Raw genomic sequence first — 26,788 nt, 5'->3', positions numbered from 1 at the left:
CCACCGACAAACACGCCGTCTCCCGCACCAACAACGTCGCCCGCCACTCATTCAACAACCCGGACTCCAACGCAGCCAACGTCCGCGGCATCTCCGTCACCAGTGCTTTCGCCAACCCCAACAACCGGGCCCCCTTATTCGGGGACTCACGCCGCGCCAACGCCACCTGCGCCCCCACACCCCTACCCCGCTCCGAAACAGGAACCCCCGCCTCCGCCTGCTCCCTGCGTTGGGCCAGATCAAACGCCACAGCCACCCTCGCCTGCGCCGCCGAAACCGCCGACTTCACATCCTCCAACCCCCGCAACAAATCCACCAACACCCCGCTGTCGCCCGCAAGCTCAAGCGCACCAACAGCCGCAATCAAATCCGCAATCGACCAGCCCACCGCCAAGGAGCGTTCCACAGACACATGACCGGAGGCAGCAGCAACCCCGGCAGCGCCACCAACACCACCACCCAACTGCCCCGAAAACCCGTCCATACCCCCACTCTTCCAGCCCAGAAACACCGGGATAAGACCCCGACAGGCCTATGTGGACAGCCTCAAAAACTCCCCCCAGCACTGTTCCTCCACAGCACGGAGTCTTTGAGAGCTCCACTACTCCGGCGCGTCCGTCGGGGCTTCGTAGCCTTCGGGGATCCTAGGAGGCGAAGCGTCCAGCGCGCCAGTGTAGACGCGCGCCGAGGCCAACACCGCCCCGGGACCGGAGAGAAATACTCGCAGCCCAATGGCCGTAGTGACAGGAACCTGGTGGAGCCGACGGTTCCCGACCGTGAGCCCGGTGGCGACTTCACCGCCGTCGTGAGTACCGCCGTCGTGCGTGACGCTGTGGCGGGTAATCCGCTGCCCGGAACCCAGGTCTTCCACCAACTCGACGTAGTTGAACGTGACCGGCGTCGGGAAGCGCATGGTCACAGAGCCGTCGTCGTGGTGTTCCAGCGCTGCTTCAACGGCGCCGGAAAGGCGTCGGTCCAGCTCTGCCTTCCATTCACGCAGCCGGGTCTGGTCCTCCACAGGGATGAGGCCGCGCGTGTCCGGCGGGAGGTTGAGCAGCAGGTTGGCTCCCATGCCAACTGATTGATGGTGGATGGCGAGAAGGTGTTCGGTGGATTTGGGCTCGTCGTCGGGATGCCAGAACCAGCCGCGCCGGAGGGAAACGTCGCACTCCGGCGGAAGGTAGCGGGCAGTGAGAGTTGAACTCGACTCGGTGTATTGGCTGTCGAGGGTCTGATCCACCACATACTGCACGGGATCCGCAGCGAGTCCGTTCTCGTTGCCCACCCAGCGGATGGTCGGTTGGCCCATGTTGAACACCATGGCGTCGGGCTGGTGTTCATGCACCACGGCCATGATGCGGTCCCAGTCGTAGGACCGGCCCACTGAGCCGGCACCGTCGAACCAGAGTTCCATGAGCGGTCCGTAACCGGTGCAGAGTTCGGTGAGTTGCCGGGCGTAAAAGGAATCGTAGGCCGCAGGATCGCCATAGCAAGCCGCATTCCGATCCCAGGGCGAGAGGTAAACACCAAAGCCCAGGCCAAAATCAGCACACGCGTCGGCAACGGAACGCACTACATCGCCGGATCCCCCGCGCCATGGCGAGGCGGCGACGGAGTAGTCCGTGGTCGAGGAAGGCCACAGGCAGAAACCGTCGTGGTGCTTCGCGGTGAGAATCAGGTACCTGGCACCCGCGTCCTTGGCCACGCGGACCCAGCTTCCGGCGTCGAAATCCACAGGGTTGAAGAGAGAAGGAGAAACAGTGCCGTCACTCCATTCCTTGCCCGCGAAAGTGTTGATGCCGAAGTGGATGAAGATGCCGAACTCGAGCTGCTGCCAGCGCAGCTGCGCGGGGCTAGCCTTCATCAGCAGTCGAGGCGGCACCTTCTTCGGTGGCCTTCTCTTTGTAGGACGCCGAGACCCGCCGGTAAACGGGCGTGAGGAAGGCCAACGCGGCGGCAAGAATCATGATGATGCCGGCCACCAGGAACACCAAAGCTATTCCGCGCGACGTACCCTCGCCCAGAAGCGGTTCCAGCTGCGCAGCGCCTGATTCGGACCGCGCATAGGGAATGATCCAGAACTGGGCAATGGGGGCAATCAGGAAGGCCGTGATCGGCGCTGCCGCCGACTCGAAGGCCATGGCGAACCCGAACACCCTCCCTTGTCGGGGCAACGGAACCACCTGCTGGATCACGGTCTGCTCGGCGGCTTCGACGATCGGAACCAGGGTCAGGTAAAGCCAGATCCCAAGAATGTAGAGCCACGGCCACTCGCGGATGGTGAACAGCGCTCCCAGCACACCCATGACGGCCACGGCAATGAGCATGGTCCGCAAGGGATTGGCGCCCAAGCCGAACTTGCCCACCAAGGCACCGCCAATGATGAACCCCGTTGCCGCCACCGCGAAGAACGTCCCCCACAACTCCACGGGGAACATTTCCAGGCCGTACGGATCCATCAGGGCCATGTAGACCCCGCCCACAAAGTTGTTGAACGTAGAGAAGATGATGAGCGCGAACAACCCCGAAATAGCCACCACGGCAGCGTAGGAACCGCGGAGGTCGAAGCCGCCTTTCGCATCCGTAGCCGCCGGTTGCAACTCTTCAGGCATCCGGAGCGTCAGGAGATGTACATAGGCGAGCGCGGTGAGAACCAGCGCTATCGCAATCGTCCAGCCCATGCCGACGAGCCCTACGGACAGCCCTGACAAGACGGACGTAACAATGAACATCAAGCCCTGGACCATGCCAACCAGGCCGTTCGCGTTGGCCCGGCGGTCCGGCTCGATGAGGATGGTCACTGTGGTGGAGAGGGCGATATTTCGCATGTTCTCCACCACGGCACCCACCAGGATGATCAGCGTGAAGGCCCAGAACCAGGGCTGGCCGAGGTCGAGCAAGGATGCAGTGGGGACCAGCAGGAAGACCACCCCGGAGATCGCAAACATCACCAGTGTGAAGGCTGCCGCGAACCGCATCACGGCGAGCTTGCGGTAGCGGTCCACGAACGTCCCGAAGCTGATGCTGGAAACGGCGATCAACAGCATGTATGCCCCACCAACCACACCGGTGGCGATGACGTTGCGGGTCTCCAAGTACACCCAAAACGTCAGGGCAAACCAGAGGTAGCTGGTGGTGATGTTGGCCGCGGCTGTGTTGACCAGGATGCCCATGAAGGTGCGGGATCGCTGGGCCGGGCTGCGCAGGGAGAGATCAACGTTGGCTGTCTGCTCGGTCATTCGTTCCGGCCCCTATGCATGCGAGTGTCCCCCTGGGTGAAAAGCGCGGCATATCCAGCATTGACCGCTCGTCCCGGACGGGTCAAGCCTTTCAGCAAGCGGGTCAAGGGTTTTCCCAGCCATGGCCTGACGCACGATGGAGGCGTAGGCTGGACCCTTCAGTAAGCCACCTGATTATCCGAGTTCCAAGGAGTGATGATGACCCTTCCTCCACAGCACGAACCCGATCCGTTCCCGCCCGAGCCCGGGCCTACGCAGCCACCCACCGAACCGGGGCCTGTACAGCCGCCGCCGGATCCGACGCAACCGTTCCCACCGCCATCGCCCGGCCCGAATCCGGAGCCAGGACCGCTGCCGATTCCGGATCCCGGCCCGGCAACTCCTCCTCCACACCCGGACCCGACCTTCGGAGACCCGCTGCCCGAGTGAGGCGGCGCAAGTGAAGTGCGGCGCAACTGAAGTGCGGCGCAACTGAAGTGAAGTACGACGGCGGCTGGTCGCCTCACGCGACCAGCCGCCGTCGGGCTTTAAACAAGGGTGTTCGGGGGCCTAAGCCTTCGACGGCACCGCGACGGAGGCGCGCTCCACGGCCGGGCATTCGATCCGCAACGCCGAATCGGCGGGAGCCTGGTCCAGGCCGAGCAGCAGACGCACGCCCGCGGCACCCAATTCGTAGTGCGGCAAGGAAACCGTGGACAGGGGCGGGCGCAGGTGTGCTGCGATGACTTCCTGGTTGTCGAACCCCACCACGGCAATGTCGTCCGGGATGGACAGGCCGTTCTCGCGCAGTCCGTCGTAGAGGCCCATGGCCATCCGGTCGTTGTAGCAGTACACGGCAGTGATGTCACGCTTGAGCAGCTCCTTCGTGACTCCGTATCCGCCTTCCTGGTCAGGAAAAGCCTCCAGGACCAGGCTTGGATCGAACGCAATGCCTGCTGCTTCGAGCGCTGACTTGTACCCCTCAAGCCTGCCGTCGCGGGCAGGAGCCGGGGTGGTGGCGTTGATGAAGGCAATGCGCCGGTGGCCGCCGCGGATCAGGATGTCCGTAGCCGACTGGCCGCCCTGGGCTTCGTTAGGGACCACAGCACGGGCCGAGGTTTCAGGGGAAAAACAGTTCACCAGCACAAAGTCGGCCTCGCGCAGGGTCTCCGGAATGTCCGTGGTCCGGTGGAACCACGTTGAATACAGGATCCCGCGGACCTTGTACTCAAGCATCATGTTGATCGCGTCGTTTTCCAGGTCCACGTTGCCCTCGGTGTTGGCGATCAGCAGGGCGTACCCGTGTTTCCAGGCCTCGTCCTGGGCTCCGTGGATGATCTGGCCGGCGAAAGGGGTGGTGGCAACGCCGTCGGCCACGAGCCCGATGAACTTGGAGGTGCCGCTGACCAGGGTCTTGGCCATGGCGTTGGGGCGGTAGCCGAGCTTCCTAATGGCGTCCTTCACGCGTTGCCGGGTGTCCTCGGCGATGCGTGCGTTCTTCTTTTTGTTGATGACCAGCGAGACCGTGGCAGTGGAAACGCCGGCCGCTTCGGCTACTTCGCGGAGGGTCACCGGATGTGCGCGGCCTGTTCCGACAGGAGCGTCGGGGGTCGCCGGCGTGCCTGGATCTTTCTCCTGCGAAATCATCTGCCCTCCATCAGGAGTATATCCATCAGCCGGGGCGGTCATCCCTTGTTCGCCCCGCTCTCCAAGCCCTGGATCATGGCCTTGTTCAGGACAAGGAACACCAGGAGCAACGGGGTGATGGTCACGCACACGGCAGCGAACGTGGCGGTCCAGTCAACCTTGCCCATGGCTCCGATGTAGTTCTGCAGGCCGAGCGGGATGGTCTTGAGGTCTTCGGAAAGGACAAAAGTGTTGGCGAAGATGAAGTCGTTCCAAATGAAGATGCTGTTGACCAGCACTACGGTGACCACGGTGTTGAGGGACAGCGGCAAGGTGATGAGGCCGAAGATCCGGTAGGGGCCGGCACCGTCCAGCGAGGCGGCCTCGTACGTCTCCCGCGGGATGTATTCGAAGAAGGACGAGAACAAGTAGATGGACATGGGCAGCGCAAATCCGGCCAAGGGGATGATCATCGATTGGTAGGTGTCGAGCAGGTTCACTGCGGAGTAGTCGATGAACAGCGGAACCAGTGCGATCTGGACGGGCACGATGATGCCGATCAGGAAGAGTCCACGCACGAACTTGCTCAGCCGGAAGCCGAGGACCTGGATGGCGTACGCGGCCATCATGCCGAACAGGACGATCAGCACGTTGGCGCCCATGGTGACGATGAAGCTGTTGAGGATGTTCCGGCCCAGGTCCCCTGTTTCGAAAGCCCGCGCATAGTTGTCCCACGTCCAGGCCCCGGGCAGGGCGAACGGGTCTCCTGTGGCGAAGTCGTGCTCGGTCCGGAGGCTGGTGAGGAAGAGCCATGCCAGGGGGTAGACCTGGACAATCACGATGAGGGAGATCAGGACCCTGGAAAGAGTGCGGTACACGTTGGGCTTCCGGCGGCGGCGCTTGATGACGGGCGCCGGGGGCCGGATGGGAGTCCGCGGTGTGGCAGGTGCTGTTTGGGCGATCATGAGTCAGCCTTCCGCTTGAGCATGAACAGGATGAGGCCGACGGCGACGAGGCACTCGATCACGATGAAGACGGAGATGGTGCTGGCGTACCCGAAATCGGTGCTCGTGAAGGCCGTTTTGTACATGTAGGTGGTGAGCAGTTCGGAGGATTGGCCGGGGCCGCCGTTGGTCATGAGGTACGGGATGTCGAAGCCGCGCAGGCCGTAGGTAGTGGCCATGATGGTGGTGGTGATCCACACCGGGCGGATATACGGGAAGCGGATCTTGGTGAACAGCGTCCACTTGGAGGCGCCGTCCAGGACCGCGGCTTCCTCCAACTCCTTCGGCACCGCGATCAGGGCAGCGTAGATGATCAGCATGTAGAGGCCGGTAAACCTCCAGCCTTCAGGAGCGGAAACGGCCGCGAGGACAGTATTCACGTCGGACAGCCAGGCACGCTCCAAGGAACCGAGCCCGATCCAGTGCAGCAACTGGTTAAGGAGTCCCACGGGGTCAATCGAGTAGATCCGTACAAAGAGGAACGCGATGGCCACCGTGGAGATGACTGCGGGAAGAAGGTAAAGGGTCTTGATGAGCTCGCGGCCACGGGTCAGCGACGTCAACAGGCTGGCCACCACCAAGGCACCGCCGAGTTGCAGGACCAGGCAAATGGCCAGGTAGATGAGCGCGTTGGCGAAGGAACGCCAGAAGATATCGTCGCCGGTCAGCATCCGGATGTAGTTGGCGAGGCCGACGAACTCCATGTCGCTGATGCCGTTCCAGGAGAAGAAGCTCAGGAACAGAGACTGAAGGATCGGGAACAGCACTGCGGCGCCGTACAGGAAAAGAGGCGGGAGCAGGAAGACCAGGACGGATGTCTTTGATCTGTTGGGTAGCATTTCTGGGCCTTTCGGGCGGGGGACCTGCCGATCCCCCGCCGCTGGGATCTACGTGAAGAACCGCTTATTTGAAGAACTTCGGTGCGTTCTGCTTGATGGTCTGGTCCATGGTGCTGGTGAACTGCTCAGGAGTGATGTTGCCCTGGACCAGGAGGACGAGTTCCTGCTGGAGCCGGCCGTTGGTGGTGGGGTCCAACTGGGTGTCCCACGGCATGGCCTGCTTGGAACCGAGGTTGTTGGCTGCGTCCAAGGCCTTCTTGTACAGCGGGGTGGCGTTGGCCGGAACGGCGGTCTGCACGTTGGTGGTGGGCGAGAGTGCTCCCGTTGCCGCATACTCGCTGGGGTACTTCTGCAGCGCGAACTTCAGGAAGTCGCTCACCAGGGGATCGTAGGTTTTGGCGTTGACGGCCATGCCAATGCCCGACGGCGAAACGAACTCGTTCGCGGCCGTCACCGAATTCGCTGTGGTTGGCAGGGTGAAGAAATCCACGTCATCCCGGACAGCCGGATTCAGTTTGTCCGTGGCCAGGCTGGGCAGCTCCCACGTGCCGATGTTGTACATGGCTGCCTGCCCCGAGGTGAATTGGTTCTGCGCGTCCGAGTAGCCCTGGGCAGAGAAGCCATCCTGGAAGCACTTGGCCTTGCCCAGTTCAGCCATCCAGTTCACGGTCTTCTGTCCGGCGGCGTCCGTGAACTTCGCTTCGCCCTTCTTCAGTTTCTGCACGAAATCCGGTCCGGCCTCACGGAAGGGCTGGTAGGCAACGTAGCGTTCCAGCGGCCACTGGTCCTGGCCGTCGATGGCGATCGGCGTGATGCCGGCCGACCGCAGTGCCGTGCACATGGCGGGAATATCGTCGAGCGACTTCGGCACGGCTACCCCGGCCTTCTCCAACAGGGCCTTGTTGTACCAAACGAATTCCAGCTCGAACTGGAACGGGATCATGTAGAGGGACCCGTCATCGAAGCGCTGGTAGTCCAGGGCACCGGGGCGGTAGTCGTCGTACAGCCCCAGGGACTTGAGCAACTTGTCCGCCTCCAGCATCTTGCCCTGCTTGGCCAATTGCTGGGCGAACGGCGTGGCGTCGGTATCGAACAGTTCCGGCAGCTTGTTGGCCGCGGCCAGGGTTTCGAGCTTCTGGATGTAGGACGGGCGATCCGGGGTGGTGATGAGGTTCAGCGAGAACCCGGGGTGGTCCTTGGCGTAGTCATCGGCCAGTTTCTTCATGATGTTGATGACGGCGCCGTCGGCCGGGCGGGACAGCAGCCAGGAAATCTCGCGGGGCTTGATCTCACCGGTGGGGTTCACGTCGGCCGGGCTGCTGGCATTTCCGCCGCCACCACAGGCCGTCAGGGCCAGGGCTGCTGCCGCGGCTACGGCCGCGACTCGGAATAGCTTCTTCATGTGGGCAATCTCCCTTGATTGTTCTGGAGGTTGGGGTTGGGGATGGTGTTTCAGTTGTCGATGCGTTGACGGATATCGAGTTCAGTGACGACGGCGGATCCCTCACCGGCGAACAGACCGATGCGCCCCGTCGGGCGGTCATAGAGCCTTGCGCTCAGCGCAACCTGGCGGTCGACGACGGCGACGCACAAGTCGCCGTCGACGATGACCTCAAGCGTGTGCTCGCCCGGGGTGAGGGTGCAGGGGCGCTCAAGTTCGACGTCGTAGGGGACGTCGCCCGAGACGTGCCACTGCGCGTCGCCGGTAACCTCACGGGGCCAGCGGTCGAAGACCAATCGGTTGCGCTTGGGTTCCAGGCGCAGGACGTAAGACTCGTCGCCGTCGTGGTTTGCGCGAAGCAGGAGCCCGCATTCGGTGGTGTTCGGCGCGATGTCGAAGACGGCTTTCGCGTAGAACTGGCTGGGCAGCTCTTCATCAGAGAGGATGGCTGCGTAGCTGTCAGGGACGTCCAGCGCGGCCGGGATTTGGCTGGAGAGCGAGACCGGCAGCTCCTCCCAGAAGCTGTCCACGAGCTCGTCGGCGAAACCGAATCCCAGGGTGCCATCCGGGTTTTGCCGGGCTTCGAGGACGGACATGGTGCCCGCCCACTGCCAGGCGCCGTCGTCGGAATTTCCTTCCTTGCTGGCGATCCAGCCGAAGAAGAAACGGCGGTCCTCGCGGCCTGCGGACTTGGAGGCGTAGAAGGCGCGGCCGTCGATGCTGTCCAGTTCCGGCACTGTCCACGGGCCGTCCGGGCTCTTGGCCATGCGGTACCGCGTGGTGAAGGTCTCGGAGAATTCGGAATAGACCATGTACCACCACTCGCCCCACTGGAAGACGTCGGGGCATTCATGGGTGATGTACCGGCGCGGATCCCAGAACGGTTCCGTGTAGTCCCAAGTCACGAGGTCGGTGGAAACGCACTGGGCGATGACACCCCGACGACGGTCGGGTCCGGCCGCGTGGCGGGCGGCGATCAGCATGCGCCACTGGGACGTGGCCTCATCGCGGAACACGAAAGGGTCGCGCCAGTCGCCGGTCTCGTAGCCTTCGGGTGCGCCGAAAGTGTGCTCCGGGTGCTTGGTCCAGCTCTGCATGCCGTCGCGGCTGGTGGCGTGCATGACCAACTGGAGGGGCGCACCGTCCGCACCCAGGTTGCCCGGGTTCTGGCCTGTGTAGAACAGGTGGTGGGTGCCGTCGTCGTCGGTCACCACGCTGCCGGTGTAGGCGTTGAAGTCCGCATCGTCCTCGCTGCCGTGCGGCAAGGCGACTCCGTGGTACTCGAACTGGGTGAGGTCCTTGGTGGTCACGAGGTTCCAGGACGTACCTGGTTTGGGGTCGGTGCGTACGTCGTGGAGGTAGAAGAGCCAGAACTCCCCGCCCTTCTCGAAGGGGATGAGGTCCCCAACCCAGCCATCGCTGGGTTGGAAGAAGACTGAGCGTTTCATCTGCGCTGATATCCATTCTGCTAAAGCGTTTGATCACCATGAAGTTAGCTCTTGGGTTGGTGATGGTCAAGCGTTTTAGCAAAAGTTATTTTGCTCCGCTAAAACGCTTGACCAAGTCATTCCTTGCCAGTTAGGGTCCTTGCTACCGATGGCACACCCACGCCCCTCGACGCCGAGCGGGCGGAGTGGGTTACAGCCACCGGACGAAGTAACTCCAGCCCCTTTGATGGCGCACTTTGGCGTGCCCGGATGCATCTCCGTGTCCGTACTGCCATCGCGTTCTCAACCAATGAATGCTTGAGAGGAAACCGCTTCATGACGCTCGAATTCTCCCGACGGACAGTCCTGCAAGGCACCGGAGCCGGAGCTTTGGCTCTCTTCATGGGAGGCGCCGCGGCCGGCGCAGCCCAGGCAGTGCCGTCCTTGCGCTCGGTCTACCACATGACGCCACCGACAGGATGGTTGTGCGATCCGCAAAGGCCCGTCTACACCAACGGCGCCTACCAGCTCTACTACCTGCACTCCGGCATCAACAACGGCCAAGGCGGCTGGGACCACGCCACCACCACGGACGGGGTGTCCTTCACCCACCACGGAGCAGTGTTGCCGCTCCAGCCGAACTTCCCGGTGTGGTCCGGCTCCGGCGTGGTGGACACGGCCAACACGGCAGGCTTTGGTGCGGGAGCCGTCGTCGTACTGGCCACCAAGCCGACCGAGGGCATCCGCAAGTATCAGGAACAGTACCTGTATTGGTCCACGGACGGCGGGTACACCTTCACTCCCCTGCCGGATCCGGTGATCGTGAACACGGACGGCCGGACGGCCACTACCCAGGCCGAGATCGAGAACGCCGAGTGGTTCCGCGACCCCAAGATCCACTGGGATGCAGCGCGCGGTGAGTGGGTGTGCGTGATCGGACGGGCCAGGTACGCAGCTTTCTATACGTCTGCGAACCTGCGGGACTGGCAATGGAAGTCCAACTTCGACTACCCCAACCACGCGCTCGGGGGGATCGAGTGTCCGGACCTGTTCGAGATGACAGCCGGCGACGGCACGCGGCATTGGGTGTTCGCAGCGAGCATGGATGCCTACAGCATCGGGCTCCCGATGACCTATGCATACTGGACAGGCACCTGGAACGGTACGTCCTTCGTGGCCGACAACCTCACCCCGCAATGGCTCGACTGGGGCTGGGACTGGTACGCGGCTGTGACGTGGCCGTCCGTAGACGCCCCCGAAACCAAACGGCTGGCCACGGCATGGATGAACAACTGGAAGTACGCCGCCCGCGACGTGCCGACGGATCCGTCGGACGGCTACAACGGACAGAACTCCATCACCCGTGAGCTCACTTTGGAGCGCCAGGGCGGCGGTTGGTATTCGCTGCTCAGCAGACCGGTGGCCGGCCTGTCCGGGTACGTCACGGCAACCACCACCCTCCCCAACCAGACCGTTAACGGCAGTTTCGTCCTGCCGTGGAGCGGGCGGTCCTATGAGTTGGAACTCGACATTGCCTGGGACGCGGCGGCGAATGTGGGAGTATCCGTGGGGCGCTCAGCGGATGGTTCCCGCCACACGAACATCGGCAAGTACGGCGGAGACCTCTACGTGGACCGGGCTCCCTCCGACCTGGCCGGCTACTCCCTGGTGCCGTACACGCGCGCGGCCGCACCGATCGATGCCAACGCCCGATCCGTGCACCTTCGCATCTTCGTGGACACGCAAAGCGTGGAGGTCTTCATCAACGCCGGGCACACTGTGGTTTCGCAGCAGGTCCACTTTGCAGAGGGCGATACGGGGATCTCTTTGTACTCCGACGGCGGCCCCGCGACCTTCACGGGAATCACCATCCGCGAGTTCGGGAACGCGATCTAGCCGGCGGCCCGCTTGATGAGCTCCACGATCCGCGCTTCGTCCTGGGGTGTCAGCTGGGTCAGGGCAAAGGACGTGGACCACATGCTGCCATCGTCAAGGGCGGCAGTTTCTTCGAAGCCGAGCGTCGTGTACCGTGACTTGAATTTATCGGCGGACTTGAAGAAGCACACCACCTTGCCGTCCTTGGCGTAGGCGGGCATGCCGTACCAGGTCTTCGGCGAAAGCGCGGGGGCATGCTCCGTGACGATGGCGTGGATCCGTTCGGCCATGACTTGGTCGGCGGGAGGCATCTCGGCAATCTTCGCGAGGACGTCCGCTTCCCCGTCGGCTTTGCCGGCCTTGGTGCGCGAAGACTTCTTGAGTTCCTGCGCACGCTCCTTCATGGCCGCGCGTTCGTCCTCAGTGAAGCCGTCGTAGGACTTGGATTTCTCTGCGGTTCCGGTCTCAGCCACGGCAGGGCCCTTCTCTCAGTGTCGAATGTTGCTTGTCATCCAACGCTAGAGCGGGTGACCCTGCCGCGGCTTCTCCGAAACTGCTCGATCAGGACCGCGGCCCTTTCACCAGCTCCGGCGCCTCGCGGACCGGCGCTGCCGCGTCGCGGACCTTCTTGCCGCGGGCGTAGCCCACGAGTCCCAAGGCCAGGATGCATGCGAGCGTGCCCAGGGCAAAGGCTTCGAAGGCGATCTGGGAAACGCCCCAGGTCGCCTCGAAGTCGTACTGGAGTCCGAACAGTACATCCAGAGTCGCCGGGAAGATCGCTACCCACGAACCAACAAGGATCCACGCGAAGCAAATGATGCCAAGGAGGCGGAACCCGGCGTCGGAGACAGGGACCTTGAAAGGGCGGTCAACATCCGGATACTTGCTGCGCAACCTCACGGCCGCGGGAACCGCGAAGAGATAACTGAGCAGGAACGTCGAGATGGCGATGGAGAGCACTACCCCGAACAGTGCACTGCTGGTCCCCGTCAGCTGCATCGCGGCGAGCATGAACAGTGTGGCCACCACGCCCGAGAGCGTGTTGACGCGGATGGGCGTGCCCAGCTTGGGATGGAAGCGTCCAAAGAACCCGCCAAAGAACGAGCCATCGGCTGCGGCCATGGCCTGCATGCGGTCGCTGATGATCATCCAGGCCGCACCCTGGGACACCAGGACAAAGCAGAACACGACGGCGGAAATGGCCAGCATGGCGTCTGCCGCCGGTCCAAACACGGCATACACAGTGGATACCGCACCGAACAGTCCGCCGATGCCCGTGATCTGGTCCAGCGGCACCACCAGGAGAATGGCCAGGACCGGCAGGAGGTAGCTTGCCGCAGCGATCATGGAGGAACGGGCTACCGAGATGGGCACGTCCTTGGCCGGGTTCTTCATCTCCCCGGCCGCACTGTTACCGGATTCGAATCCAAGGAAGGAGAAGAGCAGCAACGGCGTGACCCCGAGGAAGCCGGCCAACGTGGGAGAGAAGAAGCCGAGGTCCAGCCCATTGAAGCCGTGCTGCAGTCCGTAAACCAGAGTGACGATGATGAAGAAAGTCAGGAACAACACCTTGAGGATCGCCCCGAGCGACGGCAGCCATTTACCGTGTTTCAGACTGACGATCGCAGACGTCACCGTGATCCAGATGAACACCAGCTTGAAAAGGTAGTCGCCCAGGCTGCCGGCTTCCACGTGGCCCACATACTCTGACCACGTTTCCACGGCCACGAACGCCATGGCCCCGCCCACCCATACCGGCTGCGTCACCCACGTGAAGAGTGAGGTGATGGCGGCAACCACGCGGCCGAAGGCCATTTTGGTCCAGACGTACACGCCCCCTTCTTCGGTGAAGGCGCCGCCCGTCTCGGCGAAGATCAGCCCATACGGAACCATGAAGGTGACGGCGAGGATGAGGGTCCAGGTGAAGGTCTCGCCACCAAAGCCGGAAACCTGCCCCAGCACCTCCACGGAGATGACGGCCGCCACCACCAACAAGAGGATGTCGAAACGGCCCAGGGATTTCTGCAGGTGGTTGCTTTGCTCCTGGGCTAATTGAGTTTGGGCAGTGCCCGTTGAGACTGCTGGTTGGTCCATGATTGGTCCTTTGCTACGGCTTAAGTCTGCTACTGGGAAAGAAAGAGTGGAAAGTACGCCCTTGTTCGATGTCGAAGAGGCGGGAGCGGAGCATCGATTTCATGGGAGGGTGTCCCCAGAACGGTGGAAGGATGCTCGCAGATGCTGGCGGGCGTTCCGCAAGCCCCTCGACGCCCTGCCTGGTCTGCTGTCAGACCCAGCGTAAGCTTGTGAGCTGCATCACGTAAACCATTGAATCTTGATGCACATCATCTGTTTTTTAGATGAATCTTCCCAAGATGAGGCTGATCAGCCGAACTGGATCCACGTGGTCTTTGGCGCCGTGTAGTTGTCGAACGCATGCAACGAAAGGTCACGGCCGAACCCGGACTGCTTGAAGCCGCCAAAGGGCGTGGTGTTGCCCAGGGCGTCAACGGTGTTCACGGACACTGTTCCGGCCAGCAATTCGCCGGCCACCCGATGGGCACGGGAGAGGTCGGAGGTCCACACTGATGCAGCCAAGCCATAGTCCGTGGCGTTGGCCAGCTCTATCGCCTCTGCCTCGGTATCAAAGGGATGCAGCACCGCAACCGGGCCGAAAATTTCCTCGCGGTGAATCTCATGGGCGGCGCTGAGCCCGCCGAGCAGCGTCGGTTCGAGGTACGCGTCAGAGCCCCTGATCTCCCGGCGCTCGCCACCGAACAGCACCTCTCCTTCCTCGCGTCCGCGCAGGATCCAGCGTTCGACGTCGTCGGTATGGGCGCTGCTGATCAGCGCGCCATTGCCTTCCAGTCCCGCCAGCGGGTCCGCCGCGCCGTAGCCGGCAGCGGCGTCGGCCAGCAGCGCCGCAAATTCATCATGGATGCTCCGCTGGACCAAAATGCGGGAGTTGGCCGAACATACCTGGCCCTGGTTATAGAAGGCGCCGAAGGCTGCCTTCGCCGCTGCTGCGGCGAGGTCAGCAGTGTCCGCGAAGATGAGATTGGAGCTCTTCCCACCTGCTTCAAGGCTGAGCCTCTTGAGGTTGCTTTTGCCCGAGGCCTCCAAGAGGGTTCGGGAAACCGCAGTGGATCCGGTGAAGGCAAGGGCATCAACGTCCATGTGATGGGCCAGGGCAGCGCCCACTTCCCGCCCAGTGCCGGTGACGACGCTGAGGACACCATCCGGAATCCCCGCCTCGGCCGCCAGATCCGCCACCCGCAGAACGCTGAGGGAAGTTTGTTCCGCGGGCTTCAGCACTACTGCGTTGCCGGAAGCGAGCGCCGGCGCCAACTTCCACATGGCGATTTCCAGGGGGAAGTTCCAAGGCACGATCGCTGCCACCACCCCCATCGGTTCGCGCGTCACCAAGGCAGTGGCGCCGGATGGCACGGCAGGGAGTTCTCCGCTTTGCTTGTCTGCGGCTTCGGCGTACCACCTCAGGGTGGAGATGGCTCCCGGCACGTCCACGGTGGTTGTTTGCAGGATCGGCTTCCCGCTGTCCAGGGTTTCCAGGAGCGCCAGTTCATCGGAGTGCTCTTCCATGAGCCGGGCGAGCGCCAGCAGCACGCTCTTTCGTTTTTCGGCCCCCAACCTGGACCAGGCAGGGAATGAGCGTCGGGCAGCAGCAACGGCCTGGTCCACCTCGTCGGATCCGCACGCGGCCAGTTCAGCCAGCACACGGCCATCGATGGGGCTGCTCGTGGGACGCACCCGGGCGCCCTTGGCGGTTGTCCGGCGGCCATCCATGAAGGCCCGGCCGTCAATGGCCAGGCCTTCCGCGCGGCGCCGCCAGTCGGAGGAAATCATGGTGGATGCGGTGTTCATAGGTGGGCTCCTTTGAAGTGGTCTGTCAGTGGTGGGTCAGGTGGTGACTGCTCGACGGCGGTGCAGGCCCCGGCGCGCCAGGCGCAGGGCGGCGGAAGCGCCGATGAGGCAGAGCAGTTCAACGGCAATGAGCGCCAGCATGGTGACGCCGTGGGCGGAAGGGAGCGCGGTGTCCGCACGGCCATGGTGGCCGCCGGCGCCCGGTGCCACCAAGAGGACCAAGTGGACGAGCACCATGGCGGCGCCCATGACCAGCAAGTGCCCGGCGGCCCGGCCAGCGGCTTGGTCAGCAGGGAGCGGAACCGTTCTCCCGGCCCTCCCTGCCCACAGCCGCCCCGGCAGCATCGGGCCCAGGCAGGCCAGGCAGGCAATCCCCATGCCGGCCATCCACCATGCCATCGCTCCCGCCGGGCCGAGCGCGGCGGCCACCACGTGGGCCGCGGCACTGCCTGCAGCGGCGGTGCCGACGATGCCCGCCGGGGCGCACCCGGGGAGGAAGCGGGTTCTCTGGTCCATGGTTCTCCTGGCTGTGCGGCGCATTGGGGTCTGGGACTTTACGCCGGGCTTGTGAGGTGGGTAACATCAAAGCGTTGGTTGAACAGTTGTACCATCAAAATTCGACTTCAGGAAGTGTCATGACCCTTCACACCACCCCTTTGGCACCACTCGGACCAGGCTCCGGGGCACAGCACCCGCTGGAACAGCTCAACGCGGAGGAGATCCAGCGGGCCCGCCACATCCTTGCCGACGCCGGCCTCGTCGCCGACACCACCCGCTTTGCCTACCTCGGGTTGATCGAACCTCCCAAGGCGGCCCTTCGCGAGGACGCCCCAGTTACCGATCGCCTGGTCCGCGCAATGCTGTGGGACGCCGCCACATCGCAGTCCCGCGACGTCCGTGTGTCCCTGACCGCCGGCCAGGTGCTGGAACAGCGCGACCTTAATCCCGCCGTCGACGGTCAACTGCCCGTCCTGTTGGAAGAATTCGAGCTCATCGAGGACATCCTGGCCGTGGACCCGCAGTGGAATGCTGCCCTGGCGAGCCGGGACCTTACTCCGCAGCAGGTGCGCGTGGCACCGCTCTCGGCCGGAGTCTTCGAGTATGAGAACGAGGAAGGCAAGCGGCTCCTCCGTGGTCTCGGATTCCGTCAGGACCACCCTGCCGACCACCCCTGGGCGCACCCGATTGATGGCCTGGTGGCGTTCGTTGACGTGGAGAAGCGCCGCGTGGACCACTTGATCGACGACGGCCCGGTTCCGGTCCCGGACGTCAACGGCAACTACACCGAGCCAGCTATCCAGGGGGAACTGCGTACTGACCTCAAGCCGATCGAAATCACCCAGCCGGAAGGCCCAAGCTTCACCTTGGAAGGGAACCACCTCTCGTGGGCCGGCTGGGATTTGCGCGTGGGTTTCGATGCCCGTGAAGGCGTGGTCCTGCACCAGCTCCACCACACCCACCAAGGCCGCCGGCGACCCATCATCCACCGGGCCTCCATCTCCGAAATGGTGGTCCCCTACGGCGATCCGTCTCCGTACCGGAGCTGGCAAAACTACTTCGATTCCGGTGAATACCTCGTGGGCCGGGACGCCAACTCACTCAAGCTCGGCTGCGATTGCCTGGGCGACATCACCTACATGTCCCCCGTGGTGGCGGACGACTTCGGCAACCCAAGGACCATCCACAACGGCATCTGCATCCACGAGGAAGACGCCGGCATCCTCTGGAAGCACACTGATGAGTGGGCCGGTTCAAACGAGGTTCGCCGCAACCGCCGCCTGGTGGTGTCCTTCTTCACCACTGTGGGCAACTACGACTACGGCTTCTACTGGTACCTCTCTTTGGACGGCACCATCGAATTCGAGGCCAAAGCCACCGGTATAGTCTTCACGGCCGCCCTTCCGGACAAGGGTTACGCCTACGCTTCGGAGATCGCCCCGGGACTCGGCGCGCCGTATCACCAGCACCTTTTCAGCGCACGCCTGGACATGGACGTCGACGGCGGCGCCAACCGGGTAGAGGAACTGGACCTCGTACGGCTTCCGAAAGGGCCCGGGAACCCGCACGGCAACGCCTTCACGCAGAAGCGGACCATGCTGGCGCGCGAATCCGAGGCTGTCCGCGACGCGGACGGAACCAAGGGCAGGGTCTGGCACATCAGCAACCCGGACTCGCTGAACCACCTTGGCCACCCCGTGGGCTACACGCTCTATCCGGAAGGGAACCCCACGCTGGCCATGGCTGATGACTCGTCCATCGCTTCCAGGGCAGCCTTCGCCCGCCACCACCTCTGGGTCACCCGCCACGACCAGGCCGAACTGTACGCTGCCGGCGACTTCGTCAACCAGCACCCCGGCGGTGCCGGCCTCCCCGCGTATATCGCCCAGGACCGGGACATCGATGGACAGGACATCGTGGTGTGGCACTCGTTCGGTCTCACGCACTTCCCCCGCCCCGAAGACTGGCCCATCATGCCCGTCGACACCACAGGGTTCACCCTCAAGCCGCACGGCTTCTTCGACCAAAACCCCACGCTGAATGTGCCGTCAACGGCGGCGGCCCATTGCGGCACCGCCGTCGGGCAGTCCGAGCCAGGCCACTGCGCTCACTGGAGCTGACCGCACCAAGCACCCACTCACCGCCGCGGGACACGCAGCCGCTCCCGCGGTGGTAGGGTGCACACGGTCCCGGCACTGAAACCCTGAACCCCTGAAGGAGCAGCATGCCCCGCTTGGTCGATCACGATGAACGGCGTCGCTCCATCATCGAAACCACGTGGCGGCTGATCGCAGACGAAGGCATCGAGAACGCCAGCATGCGGGACATCGCCCGGGAGTGCGGCTACGCCGCACCGGGCGTCCTGGCCCACTATTTCCCGAACAAGGACGCGCTCCTGCTGGCTTCCTATCAACTGATTTGCGAGCGCACCAACGAACGGATCGCCGGGGGAACCGAGGGTAAGCGAGGGCTGCCTGCTTTGCGGAGACTGTGCCTGGAGATCATCCCTGCCGACCCGCTCACCGTGGTGGAAGCGCGCGTGGCCGTATCTTTTTGGCAGCGCGCCCAGACGGAGGACGCGCTGCGCGCCGTGGGGCGCGAAGCGTTGCTTCATTGGCGTGGTCTGATACTGGATTTCCTTGCCCAGGCAGAGTACGACGGCGGGTGCGCGCCTTTGGTGGACCCGGACGCGGTTGCGGATGAGCTGCTGAACATCATGATGGGCCTTCACGTCACATCGATGCTGGACCCCGACGCTGTATCCGGGTCCAGGCAACGCCATCTGATGGAGCGTGCACTGGCGAGGCTTGCCTAGCCCTGGTTCCGCCCCTCCGGGTCCTTGGCCGCCGCTATCTGGTGCCGAACAGCCTGGGCGACGGCACGGACGCGCGCCGTCGGGCGATGCGACTTCAGGTGGGCCAGGACGGTTTTCAGCTCCGGAACGTCGTCACGTATTTCGACGGCGGCCAGCTTGCCGCCGTCGTACGTCAAGTGATGCTGGGGGCGCTGGTGGAGGATGGAATAGCCAAGTCCCCGCGCCACGAACGTGCGGACCGTCTCGTAGCTGGCGGAGCGGAATCTGACCTCCGGCTCCCGTCCGCCAAGCCTGGCAATGGTGAGCATGAGGTCCCGGGTGTGGGGCATGTCCAGCAGGACGAACGACTCGTCGGCGAGCGCGGACAACTGGACCTTCTTTGAGCGTGCCAGTTTGTGGTCCGGCGGAAGGGCCACGTAGGGACGGACCGTATCCACCACCGACCGCGAGAGGGCTTCCGGAAGGTCAAGGTCGTAACACAGCGCCAGGTCGGCTTGCCCTGTGAGCAGCGCACTGATGCACCCCGGGGTATCCGTTTCGATGACCTCAACTTCCAGGGACGGATGGTCCTCCCGGAGCTTGGTGAGCACGCCTGGCAGCAGGAACGGGGCCAATGTGCTGAAGCAGGCAATCCGGATGCGTCCGGTGACGCTTTGGTGTTCACCGCGGGCGTGGTCGATGCTTTCCTCCACTTGCGCAAGGATTGCCTGGGCATCGCGCACGAACAACTCCCCCGCGGGGGTCAGCACCAGTCCCTTGGAGCGCTGCCTGATAAAGAACTGCGTGCCCACGTGGCGCTCCAACTGCGCGATCGCGGCCGACACGGCCGATTGGGCCACGTTGAGCCGAAGGGCCGCGCCCGTCATGGACAGTTGGGCGGCGGCTTCCACGAAATAGCGCAACTGCGTCAGGGTGACATCCATGGCAAGAGACTACCTTGCTTCATCAGAAATACCGATGAAATCGTTCGGAAAGAACTGTTGGACAGATTTGATGGGTCGCAGGAAGCTGAAGGATACGACCACCCGTCACCTACAGGACCGAAAGGCAGTTCCGTGAAGCACCAACGCATCCGCACCTTCAATACCAAGGACACCTACCCCGAGCAGAACCTCGACAACGACCTTTGCCAGGCAGTGGTCGCCAATGGCGTGGTCTACCTCAGGGGCCAGATCGGCCAAGACCTGGACACCCGCGAATCTGTGGGGATCGGCGACGTCGAGGCGCAAACCGAGAAAGCCATGGCCAACATTGACATGCTGCTCAAGGAAGCGGGCAGCAGCCTCGAGGACATCGTGAAGGTCACGGTCTATCTCATTGACCCGCGCTACCGCGAAACGGTCTACCGGACCATAGGGCGCTGGTTGAAGGGCGTCTTCCCGGTCTCGACCGGCATTGTGGTGCAGGCCCTCGCACGCCCGGAATGGCTCGTGGAAATCGATGCAACCGCAGTGCTCTCCACGGAGGGCCAACAGTGACCTTCAGTATTGCCGCCACGGACGGGCAGGGCCGCTTCGGCATAGCGGTTTCTTCGTCCTCCCCTGCCGTTGCAGCGCGCTGCGCCCATTTGCGGGATGGAGTGGGGGCTGTCAGCTCGCAAAACATCACCGATCCGCGCCTGGGCCTTGCGCTTCTCGACCGGCTGCAAGCGGGCTGTTCTGCTCAAGAGGCGATTGACGCCGTCGTCCATGGAACGCCGGATGTGGACTACCGGCAACTGGTGGTCCTCGACGCCCGTGGCGGAGCTGCCGTGTTCAGCGGCAAGCACACTCTGGGTGTCTTCGGCGACGGACGCGGGCCTTCCAGCGTTTCCGCGGGAAACATGCTTGCGGACCCGGCGGTTGCCCAGTCGCTGTGCGATGCGTTTGAAGCCTCCACCGGGGAGCTCGAACGGCGGCTGCTCAGTGCGCTCGAAGCCGCAGAAGCCGCCGGCGGGGAGGTTGGACCGGTACGGTCTGCTGGGATCTCGGTGGTGTCCGGCCACGGCTGGCGTGACACAGACCTCCGGGTCGATTGGCACGATGATCCCATTGCGGAACTTGGGCGCCTCCTGGAGGTATGGCTGCCACAACGGCAGGACTACGTGGCGCGTGGGCTCGATCCCGCGGCCTCGGTGGGTTACGGGGTGCCTGGCGATGACCGCTGACACCACGCCCATGGCGCCAGCGGTGCGGCGCGCTCACGTCCTGGAATTGGTGGCTTCCCAGCAAGCCGCCTTGGTGCGGCTCTCGGAGACGCTCCATGCCAACCCGGAACTTGGCTGGCAGGAACACCGCGCCGCCGAGTGGACGGCCGAATTCCTTGAACGGCAGGGTTTCGAGGTGGAGCGCGGTTATCTGGGATTCCCGACGGCGGTCCGGGCGGTTTTCGGTTCCGGATCCCGCCGTGTGGGGCTTATGGCGGAATACGACGCCCTGCCCGGGCTGGGCCATGCCTGCGGCCACAACATCATCACCGCCATCTCGTGTGGCGCGGCCGTTGCACTGTCCCGGTTCGCGGACGAGCAGGACCTCACTGTGGAGGTGTACGGTACGCCCGCCGAAGAAGGCGGGGGCGGAAAGATCGAGTTGCTCAAGAAGGGCGCCTTTGCCGGCCTGGACCTGGCCATGATGGCCCATCCCAGCCCCGTGGATTCCGCGGAGGCCCGGCCCTTTGCTGTTGCCCACAACCACGTGGAATACCGTGGCAAGTCCGCCCACGCGGCGGCCTACCCGGACCAGGGCGTCAACGCGAACGATGCATTCATCGTGGCCCAGGTTGCCCTGGGCCTCCTGCGCCAGCAACTGCCCGCAGGCACCAGGGTGCACGGCATCCAAACGCGCGGTGGCGAAGCTCCCAATGCGATTCCTGAGAAGACCGAAGGGCGCTGGTACGTGAGGGCGGAATCGTTGGCCCAGCTCGAACAGCTCGAAGAGCGGGTCAACCGGTGCTTCGAGGCAGGCGCCGTGGCCTCGGGGTGCGAACTGGAGATCACGCCGGAATCGGAACCCTATTCGGAGTTCCGCACCGAGCGGCGTGCACTCGAACTATACGTCAAGCACGCGGAGTCCCTTGGCCGGGACTTCAACGTTCCTCCGGAACAGGCCACCATGAACAGGGCATCAACGGACATGGGCAACGTCTCCCAGATCGTCCCCGCCATCCACCCTTACATCGGACTGGGCTGCTTTCCCGCCGCCAACCACCAGCCGGAGTTCGCCGCGCACTGCATCGGCGATGCTGCCAACCGAGCTATCCACGACGGTGCCGCAGCCTTGGCGCTCACGGCACTGGACTACCTGGCGGAGTAGCCGGGAGTCCTCCTATCTTCAGGAACAGGACCATGACAGATCAACCATCCACCTGGGCCCACTCCGTGCGCCGGGAACACGACAGCCTCGGGGACCGCGATGTCCCCGAGGCTGTTTATTGGGGAATCAGCACGCTGCGGGCGGTGGAGAATTTCCCGGTCAGCGGACGGACCATCGGCAGCATGCGTTCGCTGGTCCACGCGTTGGGCGCTGTGAAATGCGCCGCAGCCCGGGCCAATGAAAGCCTGGGCCTGCTGGAACCGGACAAATCCGCTGCCATCCAGTCGGCCGCCCGCGAAGTGATGGCTGGACGCTGGGACCACCAATTCGTGGTGGACGCGATCCAGGGCGGTGCCGGGACCAGCACCAACATGAACGCCAACGAGGTCATCGCCAACCGGGCCTTGGAGCTCTTGGGACACGGCAAGGGGGACTACTCCGCCCTGCATCCGATTGACGACGTCAACCGCAGCCAGTCCACCAACGACGTGTACCCGACCGCCGTCAAGATCGCCCTGCAACTGGACCTGGCAAAGCTGTGTGCCGAGCACAGCCTGCTCATCGAGTCGTTCCAAGCAAAGGCAACTGAGTTCGCCGGCATCGTCAAGGTGGGCCGAACGCAACTGCAGGATGCCGTACCGATGTCCTTGGGCCAGGAATTCGGCGCCTTCGCGGAAACCCTGCGCGAGGACAGGCACCGTCTCCTGGAACTCCTGCCGCATTTGGCCGAGTCGAATCTGGGGGCCACGGCCATCGGGACGGGTATTACGGCCCCCTCGGGATACCGGGAAGCCGTGATCAGGGAGCTTGCGTCCATCACGGACTTGCCGCTGGCTTCCGCAAGCAACCTGGTGGAAGCAACCAGCGATACCGGCGTCTTCCTGCTCGTCTCCGGAGTGCTCAAGCGGGCGGCCGTAAAGCTCTCCAAGATCTGCAACGATCTCCGCTTGCTCTCTTCCGGCCCGCAGGCTGGCTTCGCAGAGATCTTCCTGCCGGCGGTACAAGCCGGCTCGTCCATCATGCCGGGCAAGGTGAATCCGGTGATTCCCGAAATGGTGAACCAGGTGGCTTTCCGCGTGGTGGGGGCGGACGCGACGGTCACCATGGCAGTTGAGGCGGGCCAACTCCAGCTCAACGCCTTTGAACCCGTCATGGCCGATTCCCTGCTGGAGTCCCTCGCTTGGCTCACAGTGGCCTGCAGGCAGCTGAGGACCCACTGCGTGGATGGCATCACTGCCAACGTCCCCATGTTGCAGCAGCGCATGCTCGGCTCCATCAGCGTTGTGACGGGACTGGCACCTTTGCTGGGGTACGCCGCTGCCGCCGAGCTGGCCAAGGAGGCACTTGCCACCGGCCGGGGCATCGCCGAACTGGTGCTCGAGCGGGGACTGCTGGACCGACAGCAGGCAGAGACGGCCCTCTCCGCGGCGGCGCTGGCCGGGCTTGGCTGAAGCGAGCCTCATGCCAAAGAGGGACCATGCCCGGTGGGCATGGTCCCTCATTGTTGGTCCGTTCTCTGGTTGCTCGGCGGTCAGACGCCCACCGGCTGCGCTGCCTGCTGGTCATGCTGCAGGTAGCTCCGCTGGATGGCGATCTGGTCAGCTACGTATTTGGCGTCGTGCCAGACACCCCAGATAAAACTTGATCCACGGCGGGACTGCCACGGCAGGCCAAGGAAGTAGATCCCCGGTTCACTGGACACGCCGCGTTGCTGCACAGGACGGCCCCGCTCATCGAAGGCTTCCACGTTCAGCCAGCTGTAGTCCTGGGCGAACCCGGTGGCCCAGATGATGCTGGTAATCCTGGAGGCAGCCAGGTCGAGTTCACGGACCGGGTTACTGAGGCATTCCGGGTCCGGTCGAAGCACCCTGGCTTCAGGTTCTTCCGGAAGGTCCAGGCCGTTGCGCTCCACGTACTCGTCGGCCTCGTCGAGCAGTCGCAAGTAGTTCGCGTCGCCGTTGGCGATGTTGTCCTGCAGGTCGCCCGCAAAACGCACGGTCCCGGCGTCGAACGCTTCTGTACGCCCCACGAGGGTGATGCCTTCTTCGGCGAGTTCGCGGAAGTCGACCGTGTGGCCGCCGTCGGCCCCGCTCACGGCGATGGTGACGTGCTCGGCCCCCTGGGGAGGAGTGGACGCATCCCAGAGGCCGAGGACTCCCAGCCACCAACAGAAATCGCGGCCGCGGTAGCTCCGCGGGGGCCGGTCGTGAGGACCGACGGAAAGGAAGACCTGGCGGCCCGAGCGCTGGATTTCGGCAGCGATCTGCACGCCGGACGAGCCCGCGCCAACCACCAGCACGGCGCCTTCGGGCAACTGGCCCGGGTTTCGGTACAGGCTTGAGTGCAGCTGCTCCAGCCCCGAAGATTCAGGCACGACGGCGGGAATCACCGGACGCTGGAACGGCCCCGTCGCCGCTACCACGTAACGCGCGTTATAGTCGCCGTCGCTGGTCTGGACGTGGAAACCGGGGGCGCCTGCATTCCTGCGGACTGAGCTTACTTCCACGCCGCAGCGGATGGGCGCGCCGATCTTCTCGGCGTAGGACACAAAGTAGTCGGCTACCTGTTCTTTGGAGGCGAATGCTCCAGGTTCAATGCCGTCGAAGTCCAGTCCCGGAAAACGGTCGTGCCATGCCGGGCCATTGGCCACCAGCGAATCCCACCGCATGGAGCGCCAGCGCTCCGCGATCCGGTGGCGCTCCAGGACCACGTGGTGGATCCCTTGGCTGGTCAGATGCTCGCTCATCGCTACGCCGGCCTGCCCGGCGCCAACGACGAGAACCTCAACCTCTTGGCTTGTCATGCGATCTCCTCTGCTTCACTTCGGCTGTTGATCCATTTTCAGGCGGCCCAAGTGCATCTGCATAGCACATAAAACAGCGCAATCACATCGGAAATATCGATGCAGCAAGGAGGTCGCGGCAGCGAAAGCGGCGGGCCACCCGGCTCCTTTCGAAGCCGAGGCGACCCGCCGCCGTCGTGCGTGTTGGTAAAGCAGTACCGCTAGAGGTTCTCCACCAGCGAGACGTCGCGGACAGCGCCCTTGTCTGCGGACAGTGCCATCGCGGCGTAGGCGCGGAGGGCCGGCGAGACCTGGCGGTCACGGTTCTTGGGCTTGAAACCGCCGTTGACCAGGAGCTTCTCGCGGCGCTCGGCAAGGATCTCGTCGGAGACCTTCAACTGCAGGGAGCGCTGCGTGATGTCGATGCTGATGATGTCGCCGTTCTCCACCAGGGCGATCTCGCCGCCGGAAGCAGCTTCCGGGGAGATGTGCCCGATCGACAGGCCGGAGGTGCCACCGGAGAAGCGGCCGTCCGTGATGAGGGCACACTTCTTGCCCAGGCCGCGGCCCTTGAGGAAGGACGTGGGGTAGAGCATTTCCTGCATGCCCGGACCGCCGCGGGGGCCTTCGTAGCGGATGACCACCACGTCGCCTTCCTTGACGGTCTTGTTGAGGATCATTTCCACGGCTTCGTCCTGCGACTCGCACACGATGGCCGGGCCCTCGAACTTCCAGATGGACTCGTCCACACCGGCGGTCTTCACCACGGCGCCGTCCACGGCGATGTTGCCGCGCAGCACGGCCAGGCCGCCGTCCTTGGAGTAGGCGTGTTCCACGGAGCGGATGCAGCCACCCTCGGCGTCGGTGTCCAGGGAGGTCCAGACGTTCGACTGCGAGAACGCGGTGGAGGAACGGACACCGCCAGGGGCCGCGTGCCACAGTGTCTGGGCTTCCTCGGTGGCCTTGCCGCCGCGGATGTCCCAGTCGTCCAGCCAGCCGTCAAGGTCGGTGGAGTGCACGGAGTGGACGTTCTTGTGGAGGAGGCCGCCGCGGTTCAGCTCACCCAGGAGCGCGGGGATGCCACCGGCGCGGTGCACGTCCTCCATGTAGTAGGTCTTGTCCTTGGCAACGTTCGGGGCCACCTTTGCCAGGCAGGGCACCTGCCGGGACTTGGCGTCCATTTCGGCCAGGCCGTATTCCACGCCGGCTTCCTGGGCCGCGGCCAGCAGGTGCAGGATGGTGTTGGTGGAGCCGCCCATGGAGATGTCCAGGGCCATGGCGTTGTCAAAGGCCTCGGCGGTGGCGATGGAGCGCGGCAGCACCGAGTCGTCGTCGCCTTCGTAGTACCGCTTGACGAGTTCGACGATCGTGGCGCCGGCCTTTTCGTACAGCGCCTTGCGGGCGGTGTGGGTCGCGAGCACGGAGCCGTTGCCCGGCAGCGCGAGGCCGATCGCCTCGGCAAGGCAGTTCATGGAGTTGGCGGTGAACATACCGGAGCAGGAACCGCACGTGGGGCAGGCATTCTCTTCGATGAGGTTGATGTCCTCATCCGAGATGGACTCGTCCACGGCGTCGGCGATCGCGTTCACCAGGTCCAGGGAGCGCACGGAACCGTCGCTCAGCGTCACGCGGCCGGCTTCCATGGGGCCACCGGACACGAAGACCACGGGGATGTTCAGGCGCAGCGCGGCCATGAGCATGCCCGGGGTGATCTTGTCGCAGTTGGAGATGCACACCAAGGCGTCGGCACAGTGGGCGTTGACCATGTACTCCACCGAGTCCGCGATCAGGTCGCGGGACGGCAGCGAGTAGAGCATGCCTGAGTGGCCCATGGCGATGCCGTCATCCACGGCGATGGTGTTGAATTCACGCGGCACGGCGCCGGCAGCCAGGATCGCGTCGGAAACGATCCGGCCTACCGGGGCAAGGTGGGTGTGGCCGGGGACGAACTCGGTGAAGGAGTTGGCCACGGCAATGATCGGCTTGCCGATGTCGGAGTTGGCGACGCCAGAGGCGCGCAGCAGTGCGCGGGCGCCGGCCATGTTGCGGCCGTGGGTGACAGTTTTTGAACGTAGTGCAGGCATGAATACCATC

At 64.0% G+C, this 26,788-nt stretch carries 21 protein-coding genes and 1 pseudogene; 7 read left to right on the top strand and 15 right to left on the bottom strand.

The genetic code is table 11. From position 1 onward, the window contains the following. From ACIPY3_RS20070 to ACIPY3_RS20035, 8 genes and pseudogenes are all read right to left on the bottom strand, one after another. Window positions 1-484, bottom strand: a pseudogene (locus ACIPY3_RS20070) (HNH endonuclease); the annotation flags it as partial. Between the two features lie 117 nt (window positions 485-601). Then, window positions 602-1,864, bottom strand: a complete 1,263-nt coding sequence (locus ACIPY3_RS20065) for an alpha-L-fucosidase (protein WP_400336820.1) — start codon at window positions 1,862-1,864, stop codon at window positions 602-604. Then, window positions 1,854-3,239, bottom strand: coding sequence for an MFS transporter (locus ACIPY3_RS20060; RefSeq protein WP_400336819.1), 1,386 nt, complete (start codon window positions 3,237-3,239; stop codon window positions 1,854-1,856). Before ACIPY3_RS20060 ends, ACIPY3_RS20065 begins: the two co-directional genes overlap by 11 nt. Window positions 3,240-3,788: 549 nt before the next feature. Continuing rightward, window positions 3,789-4,865, bottom strand: coding sequence for a LacI family DNA-binding transcriptional regulator (locus ACIPY3_RS20055; protein ID WP_400336817.1), 1,077 nt, complete (start codon window positions 4,863-4,865; stop codon window positions 3,789-3,791). Window positions 4,866-4,903: 38 nt separating this feature from the next. Continuing rightward, window positions 4,904-5,809 (bottom strand): carbohydrate ABC transporter permease, encoded by a 906-nt coding sequence (locus tag ACIPY3_RS20050; protein ID WP_400336815.1) that lies wholly within the window; start codon window positions 5,807-5,809, stop codon window positions 4,904-4,906. Further along, window positions 5,806-6,687: a carbohydrate ABC transporter permease gene (locus tag ACIPY3_RS20045; RefSeq protein ID WP_400336814.1), complete on the bottom strand. Its 882-nt coding sequence runs from the start codon at window positions 6,685-6,687 to the stop codon at window positions 5,806-5,808. Before ACIPY3_RS20045 ends, ACIPY3_RS20050 begins: the two co-directional genes overlap by 4 nt. Before the next feature lie 64 nt (window positions 6,688-6,751). Beyond that, the gene (locus tag ACIPY3_RS20040; RefSeq protein WP_400336812.1) at window positions 6,752-8,089 is read right to left on the bottom strand and encodes an ABC transporter substrate-binding protein; all 1,338 of its coding nucleotides are present in this window, start codon (window positions 8,087-8,089) and stop codon (window positions 6,752-6,754) included. A 50-nt stretch (window positions 8,090-8,139) separates the two neighbouring features. Continuing rightward, window positions 8,140-9,576 carry a GH32 C-terminal domain-containing protein gene (locus tag ACIPY3_RS20035; protein WP_400336810.1) on the bottom strand — a complete coding sequence of 479 codons (1,437 nt, stop codon included), beginning with the start codon at window positions 9,574-9,576 and terminating at the stop codon, window positions 8,140-8,142. A gap of 315 nt (window positions 9,577-9,891) precedes the next feature. Here ACIPY3_RS20035 and ACIPY3_RS20030 point away from each other — a divergent pair, with 315 nt between their 5' ends. Beyond that, window positions 9,892-11,451 carry a glycoside hydrolase family 32 protein gene (locus ACIPY3_RS20030; protein WP_400336808.1) on the top strand — a complete coding sequence of 520 codons (1,560 nt, stop codon included), beginning with the start codon at window positions 9,892-9,894 and terminating at the stop codon, window positions 11,449-11,451. Here ACIPY3_RS20030 and ACIPY3_RS20025 read toward each other — a convergent pair. The 4 genes from ACIPY3_RS20025 to ACIPY3_RS20010 all read right to left on the bottom strand — a co-directional run bounded on the left by ACIPY3_RS20025 (window position 11,448) and on the right by ACIPY3_RS20010 (window position 15,825). Continuing rightward, a complete protein-coding gene (locus tag ACIPY3_RS20025; protein WP_400336806.1) occupies window positions 11,448-11,903 on the bottom strand; it encodes an iron chaperone in 456 nt (151 codons plus the stop codon). The two genes, ACIPY3_RS20030 and ACIPY3_RS20025, sit on opposite strands and share 4 nt — an antisense overlap. A gap of 88 nt (window positions 11,904-11,991) precedes the next feature. Beyond that, the gene (locus ACIPY3_RS20020; RefSeq protein ID WP_400336804.1) at window positions 11,992-13,524 is read right to left on the bottom strand and encodes an APC family permease; all 1,533 of its coding nucleotides are present in this window, start codon (window positions 13,522-13,524) and stop codon (window positions 11,992-11,994) included. A 288-nt stretch (window positions 13,525-13,812) separates the two neighbouring features. After that, window positions 13,813-15,309 (bottom strand): aldehyde dehydrogenase family protein, encoded by a 1,497-nt coding sequence (locus tag ACIPY3_RS20015; protein WP_400336802.1) that lies wholly within the window; start codon window positions 15,307-15,309, stop codon window positions 13,813-13,815. 36 nt (window positions 15,310-15,345) lie between these two features. Further along, on the bottom strand, window positions 15,346-15,825 hold the full coding sequence (locus tag ACIPY3_RS20010; protein ID WP_400336800.1) for a hypothetical protein: 480 nt from the start codon (window positions 15,823-15,825) through the stop codon (window positions 15,346-15,348). Between the two features lie 119 nt (window positions 15,826-15,944). On the opposite strand from ACIPY3_RS20010, the gene ACIPY3_RS20005 reads away from it, so the two are divergent. Continuing rightward, the gene (locus tag ACIPY3_RS20005) at window positions 15,945-17,927 is read left to right on the top strand and encodes a primary-amine oxidase (protein ID WP_400336799.1); all 1,983 of its coding nucleotides are present in this window, start codon (window positions 15,945-15,947) and stop codon (window positions 17,925-17,927) included. Between the two features lie 104 nt (window positions 17,928-18,031). Beyond that, window positions 18,032-18,622, top strand: coding sequence for a TetR/AcrR family transcriptional regulator (locus tag ACIPY3_RS20000; protein ID WP_400336797.1), 591 nt, complete (start codon window positions 18,032-18,034; stop codon window positions 18,620-18,622). Here the strand turns inward: ACIPY3_RS20000 and ACIPY3_RS19995 are convergent. Beyond that, a complete protein-coding gene (locus ACIPY3_RS19995; RefSeq protein WP_400336795.1) occupies window positions 18,619-19,545 on the bottom strand; it encodes a LysR substrate-binding domain-containing protein in 927 nt (308 codons plus the stop codon). The two genes, ACIPY3_RS20000 and ACIPY3_RS19995, sit on opposite strands and share 4 nt — an antisense overlap. 132 nt (window positions 19,546-19,677) lie before the next feature. Between ACIPY3_RS19995 and ACIPY3_RS19990 the strand changes: the two genes are divergently transcribed. From ACIPY3_RS19990 to ACIPY3_RS19975, 4 genes are read left to right on the top strand one after another with little or no spacing between them, the layout of a single operon-like run. Beyond that, window positions 19,678-20,100 carry a RidA family protein gene (locus ACIPY3_RS19990; RefSeq protein WP_400336793.1) on the top strand — a complete coding sequence of 141 codons (423 nt, stop codon included), beginning with the start codon at window positions 19,678-19,680 and terminating at the stop codon, window positions 20,098-20,100. Next, a complete protein-coding gene (locus tag ACIPY3_RS19985; RefSeq protein ID WP_400336791.1) occupies window positions 20,097-20,768 on the top strand; it encodes a DUF1028 domain-containing protein in 672 nt (223 codons plus the stop codon). The genes ACIPY3_RS19990 and ACIPY3_RS19985 overlap by 4 nt, the downstream gene beginning before the upstream one ends. Next, window positions 20,758-21,912, top strand: coding sequence for a M20 family metallopeptidase (locus ACIPY3_RS19980; protein ID WP_400336789.1), 1,155 nt, complete (start codon window positions 20,758-20,760; stop codon window positions 21,910-21,912). The genes ACIPY3_RS19985 and ACIPY3_RS19980 overlap by 11 nt, the downstream gene beginning before the upstream one ends. A gap of 32 nt (window positions 21,913-21,944) precedes the next feature. After that, window positions 21,945-23,363: an aspartate ammonia-lyase gene (locus tag ACIPY3_RS19975; protein WP_400336787.1), complete on the top strand. Its 1,419-nt coding sequence runs from the start codon at window positions 21,945-21,947 to the stop codon at window positions 23,361-23,363. A gap of 80 nt (window positions 23,364-23,443) precedes the next feature. On the opposite strand, the gene ACIPY3_RS19970 is transcribed toward ACIPY3_RS19975, so the two are convergent. Further along, entirely contained in the window at window positions 23,444-24,715 is a 1,272-nt protein-coding gene (locus ACIPY3_RS19970; RefSeq protein ID WP_400336785.1) for a flavin-containing monooxygenase, read from the bottom strand. 200 nt (window positions 24,716-24,915) lie between these two features. Next, a complete protein-coding gene (ilvD, locus tag ACIPY3_RS19965; RefSeq protein WP_400336783.1) occupies window positions 24,916-26,778 on the bottom strand; it encodes a dihydroxy-acid dehydratase in 1,863 nt (620 codons plus the stop codon). Window positions 26,779-26,788 lie beyond the last annotated feature (10 nt).

The organism is Paenarthrobacter sp. NPDC089714, assembly GCF_044748905.1.
Taxonomy (GTDB): Bacteria; Actinomycetota; Actinomycetes; order Actinomycetales; family Micrococcaceae; genus Arthrobacter.
The sequence above is the reverse complement of the archived record's forward strand: the minus strand, read 5'-3'. Positions and strand labels throughout refer to the sequence as shown.

What these genes read in the sequence shown, in the direction of transcription:
- ACIPY3_RS20035 (WP_400336810.1), bottom strand. Translation starts at nt 9,576, where the DNA reads ATGAAACGCTCAGTCTTCTTCCAACCCAGCGATGGCTGGGTTGGGGAC.
- ilvD (WP_400336783.1), bottom strand. Translation starts at nt 26,778, where the DNA reads ATGCCTGCACTACGTTCAAAAACTGTCACCCACGGCCGCAACATGGCC.
- ACIPY3_RS20010 (WP_400336800.1), bottom strand. Translation starts at nt 15,825, where the DNA reads ATGGACCAGAGAACCCGCTTCCTCCCCGGGTGCGCCCCGGCGGGCATC.
- ACIPY3_RS20045 (WP_400336814.1), bottom strand. Translation starts at nt 6,687, where the DNA reads ATGCTACCCAACAGATCAAAGACATCCGTCCTGGTCTTCCTGCTCCCG.
- ACIPY3_RS20015 (WP_400336802.1), bottom strand. Translation starts at nt 15,309, where the DNA reads ATGAACACCGCATCCACCATGATTTCCTCCGACTGGCGGCGCCGCGCG.
- ACIPY3_RS20065 (WP_400336820.1), bottom strand. Translation starts at nt 1,864, where the DNA reads ATGAAGGCTAGCCCCGCGCAGCTGCGCTGGCAGCAGCTCGAGTTCGGC.
- ACIPY3_RS19970 (WP_400336785.1), bottom strand. Translation starts at nt 24,715, where the DNA reads ATGACAAGCCAAGAGGTTGAGGTTCTCGTCGTTGGCGCCGGGCAGGCC.
- ACIPY3_RS19995 (WP_400336795.1), bottom strand. Translation starts at nt 19,545, where the DNA reads ATGGATGTCACCCTGACGCAGTTGCGCTATTTCGTGGAAGCCGCCGCC.
- ACIPY3_RS20000 (WP_400336797.1), top strand. Translation starts at nt 18,032, where the DNA reads ATGCCCCGCTTGGTCGATCACGATGAACGGCGTCGCTCCATCATCGAA.
- ACIPY3_RS20050 (WP_400336815.1), bottom strand. Translation starts at nt 5,809, where the DNA reads ATGATCGCCCAAACAGCACCTGCCACACCGCGGACTCCCATCCGGCCC.
- ACIPY3_RS20060 (WP_400336819.1), bottom strand. Translation starts at nt 3,239, where the DNA reads ATGACCGAGCAGACAGCCAACGTTGATCTCTCCCTGCGCAGCCCGGCC.
- ACIPY3_RS20040 (WP_400336812.1), bottom strand. Translation starts at nt 8,089, where the DNA reads ATGAAGAAGCTATTCCGAGTCGCGGCCGTAGCCGCGGCAGCAGCCCTG.
- ACIPY3_RS19980 (WP_400336789.1), top strand. Translation starts at nt 20,758, where the DNA reads ATGACCGCTGACACCACGCCCATGGCGCCAGCGGTGCGGCGCGCTCAC.
- ACIPY3_RS19975 (WP_400336787.1), top strand. Translation starts at nt 21,945, where the DNA reads ATGACAGATCAACCATCCACCTGGGCCCACTCCGTGCGCCGGGAACAC.
- ACIPY3_RS20020 (WP_400336804.1), bottom strand. Translation starts at nt 13,524, where the DNA reads ATGGACCAACCAGCAGTCTCAACGGGCACTGCCCAAACTCAATTAGCC.
- ACIPY3_RS20005 (WP_400336799.1), top strand. Translation starts at nt 15,945, where the DNA reads ATGACCCTTCACACCACCCCTTTGGCACCACTCGGACCAGGCTCCGGG.
- ACIPY3_RS20030 (WP_400336808.1), top strand. Translation starts at nt 9,892, where the DNA reads ATGACGCTCGAATTCTCCCGACGGACAGTCCTGCAAGGCACCGGAGCC.
- ACIPY3_RS20055 (WP_400336817.1), bottom strand. Translation starts at nt 4,865, where the DNA reads ATGATTTCGCAGGAGAAAGATCCAGGCACGCCGGCGACCCCCGACGCT.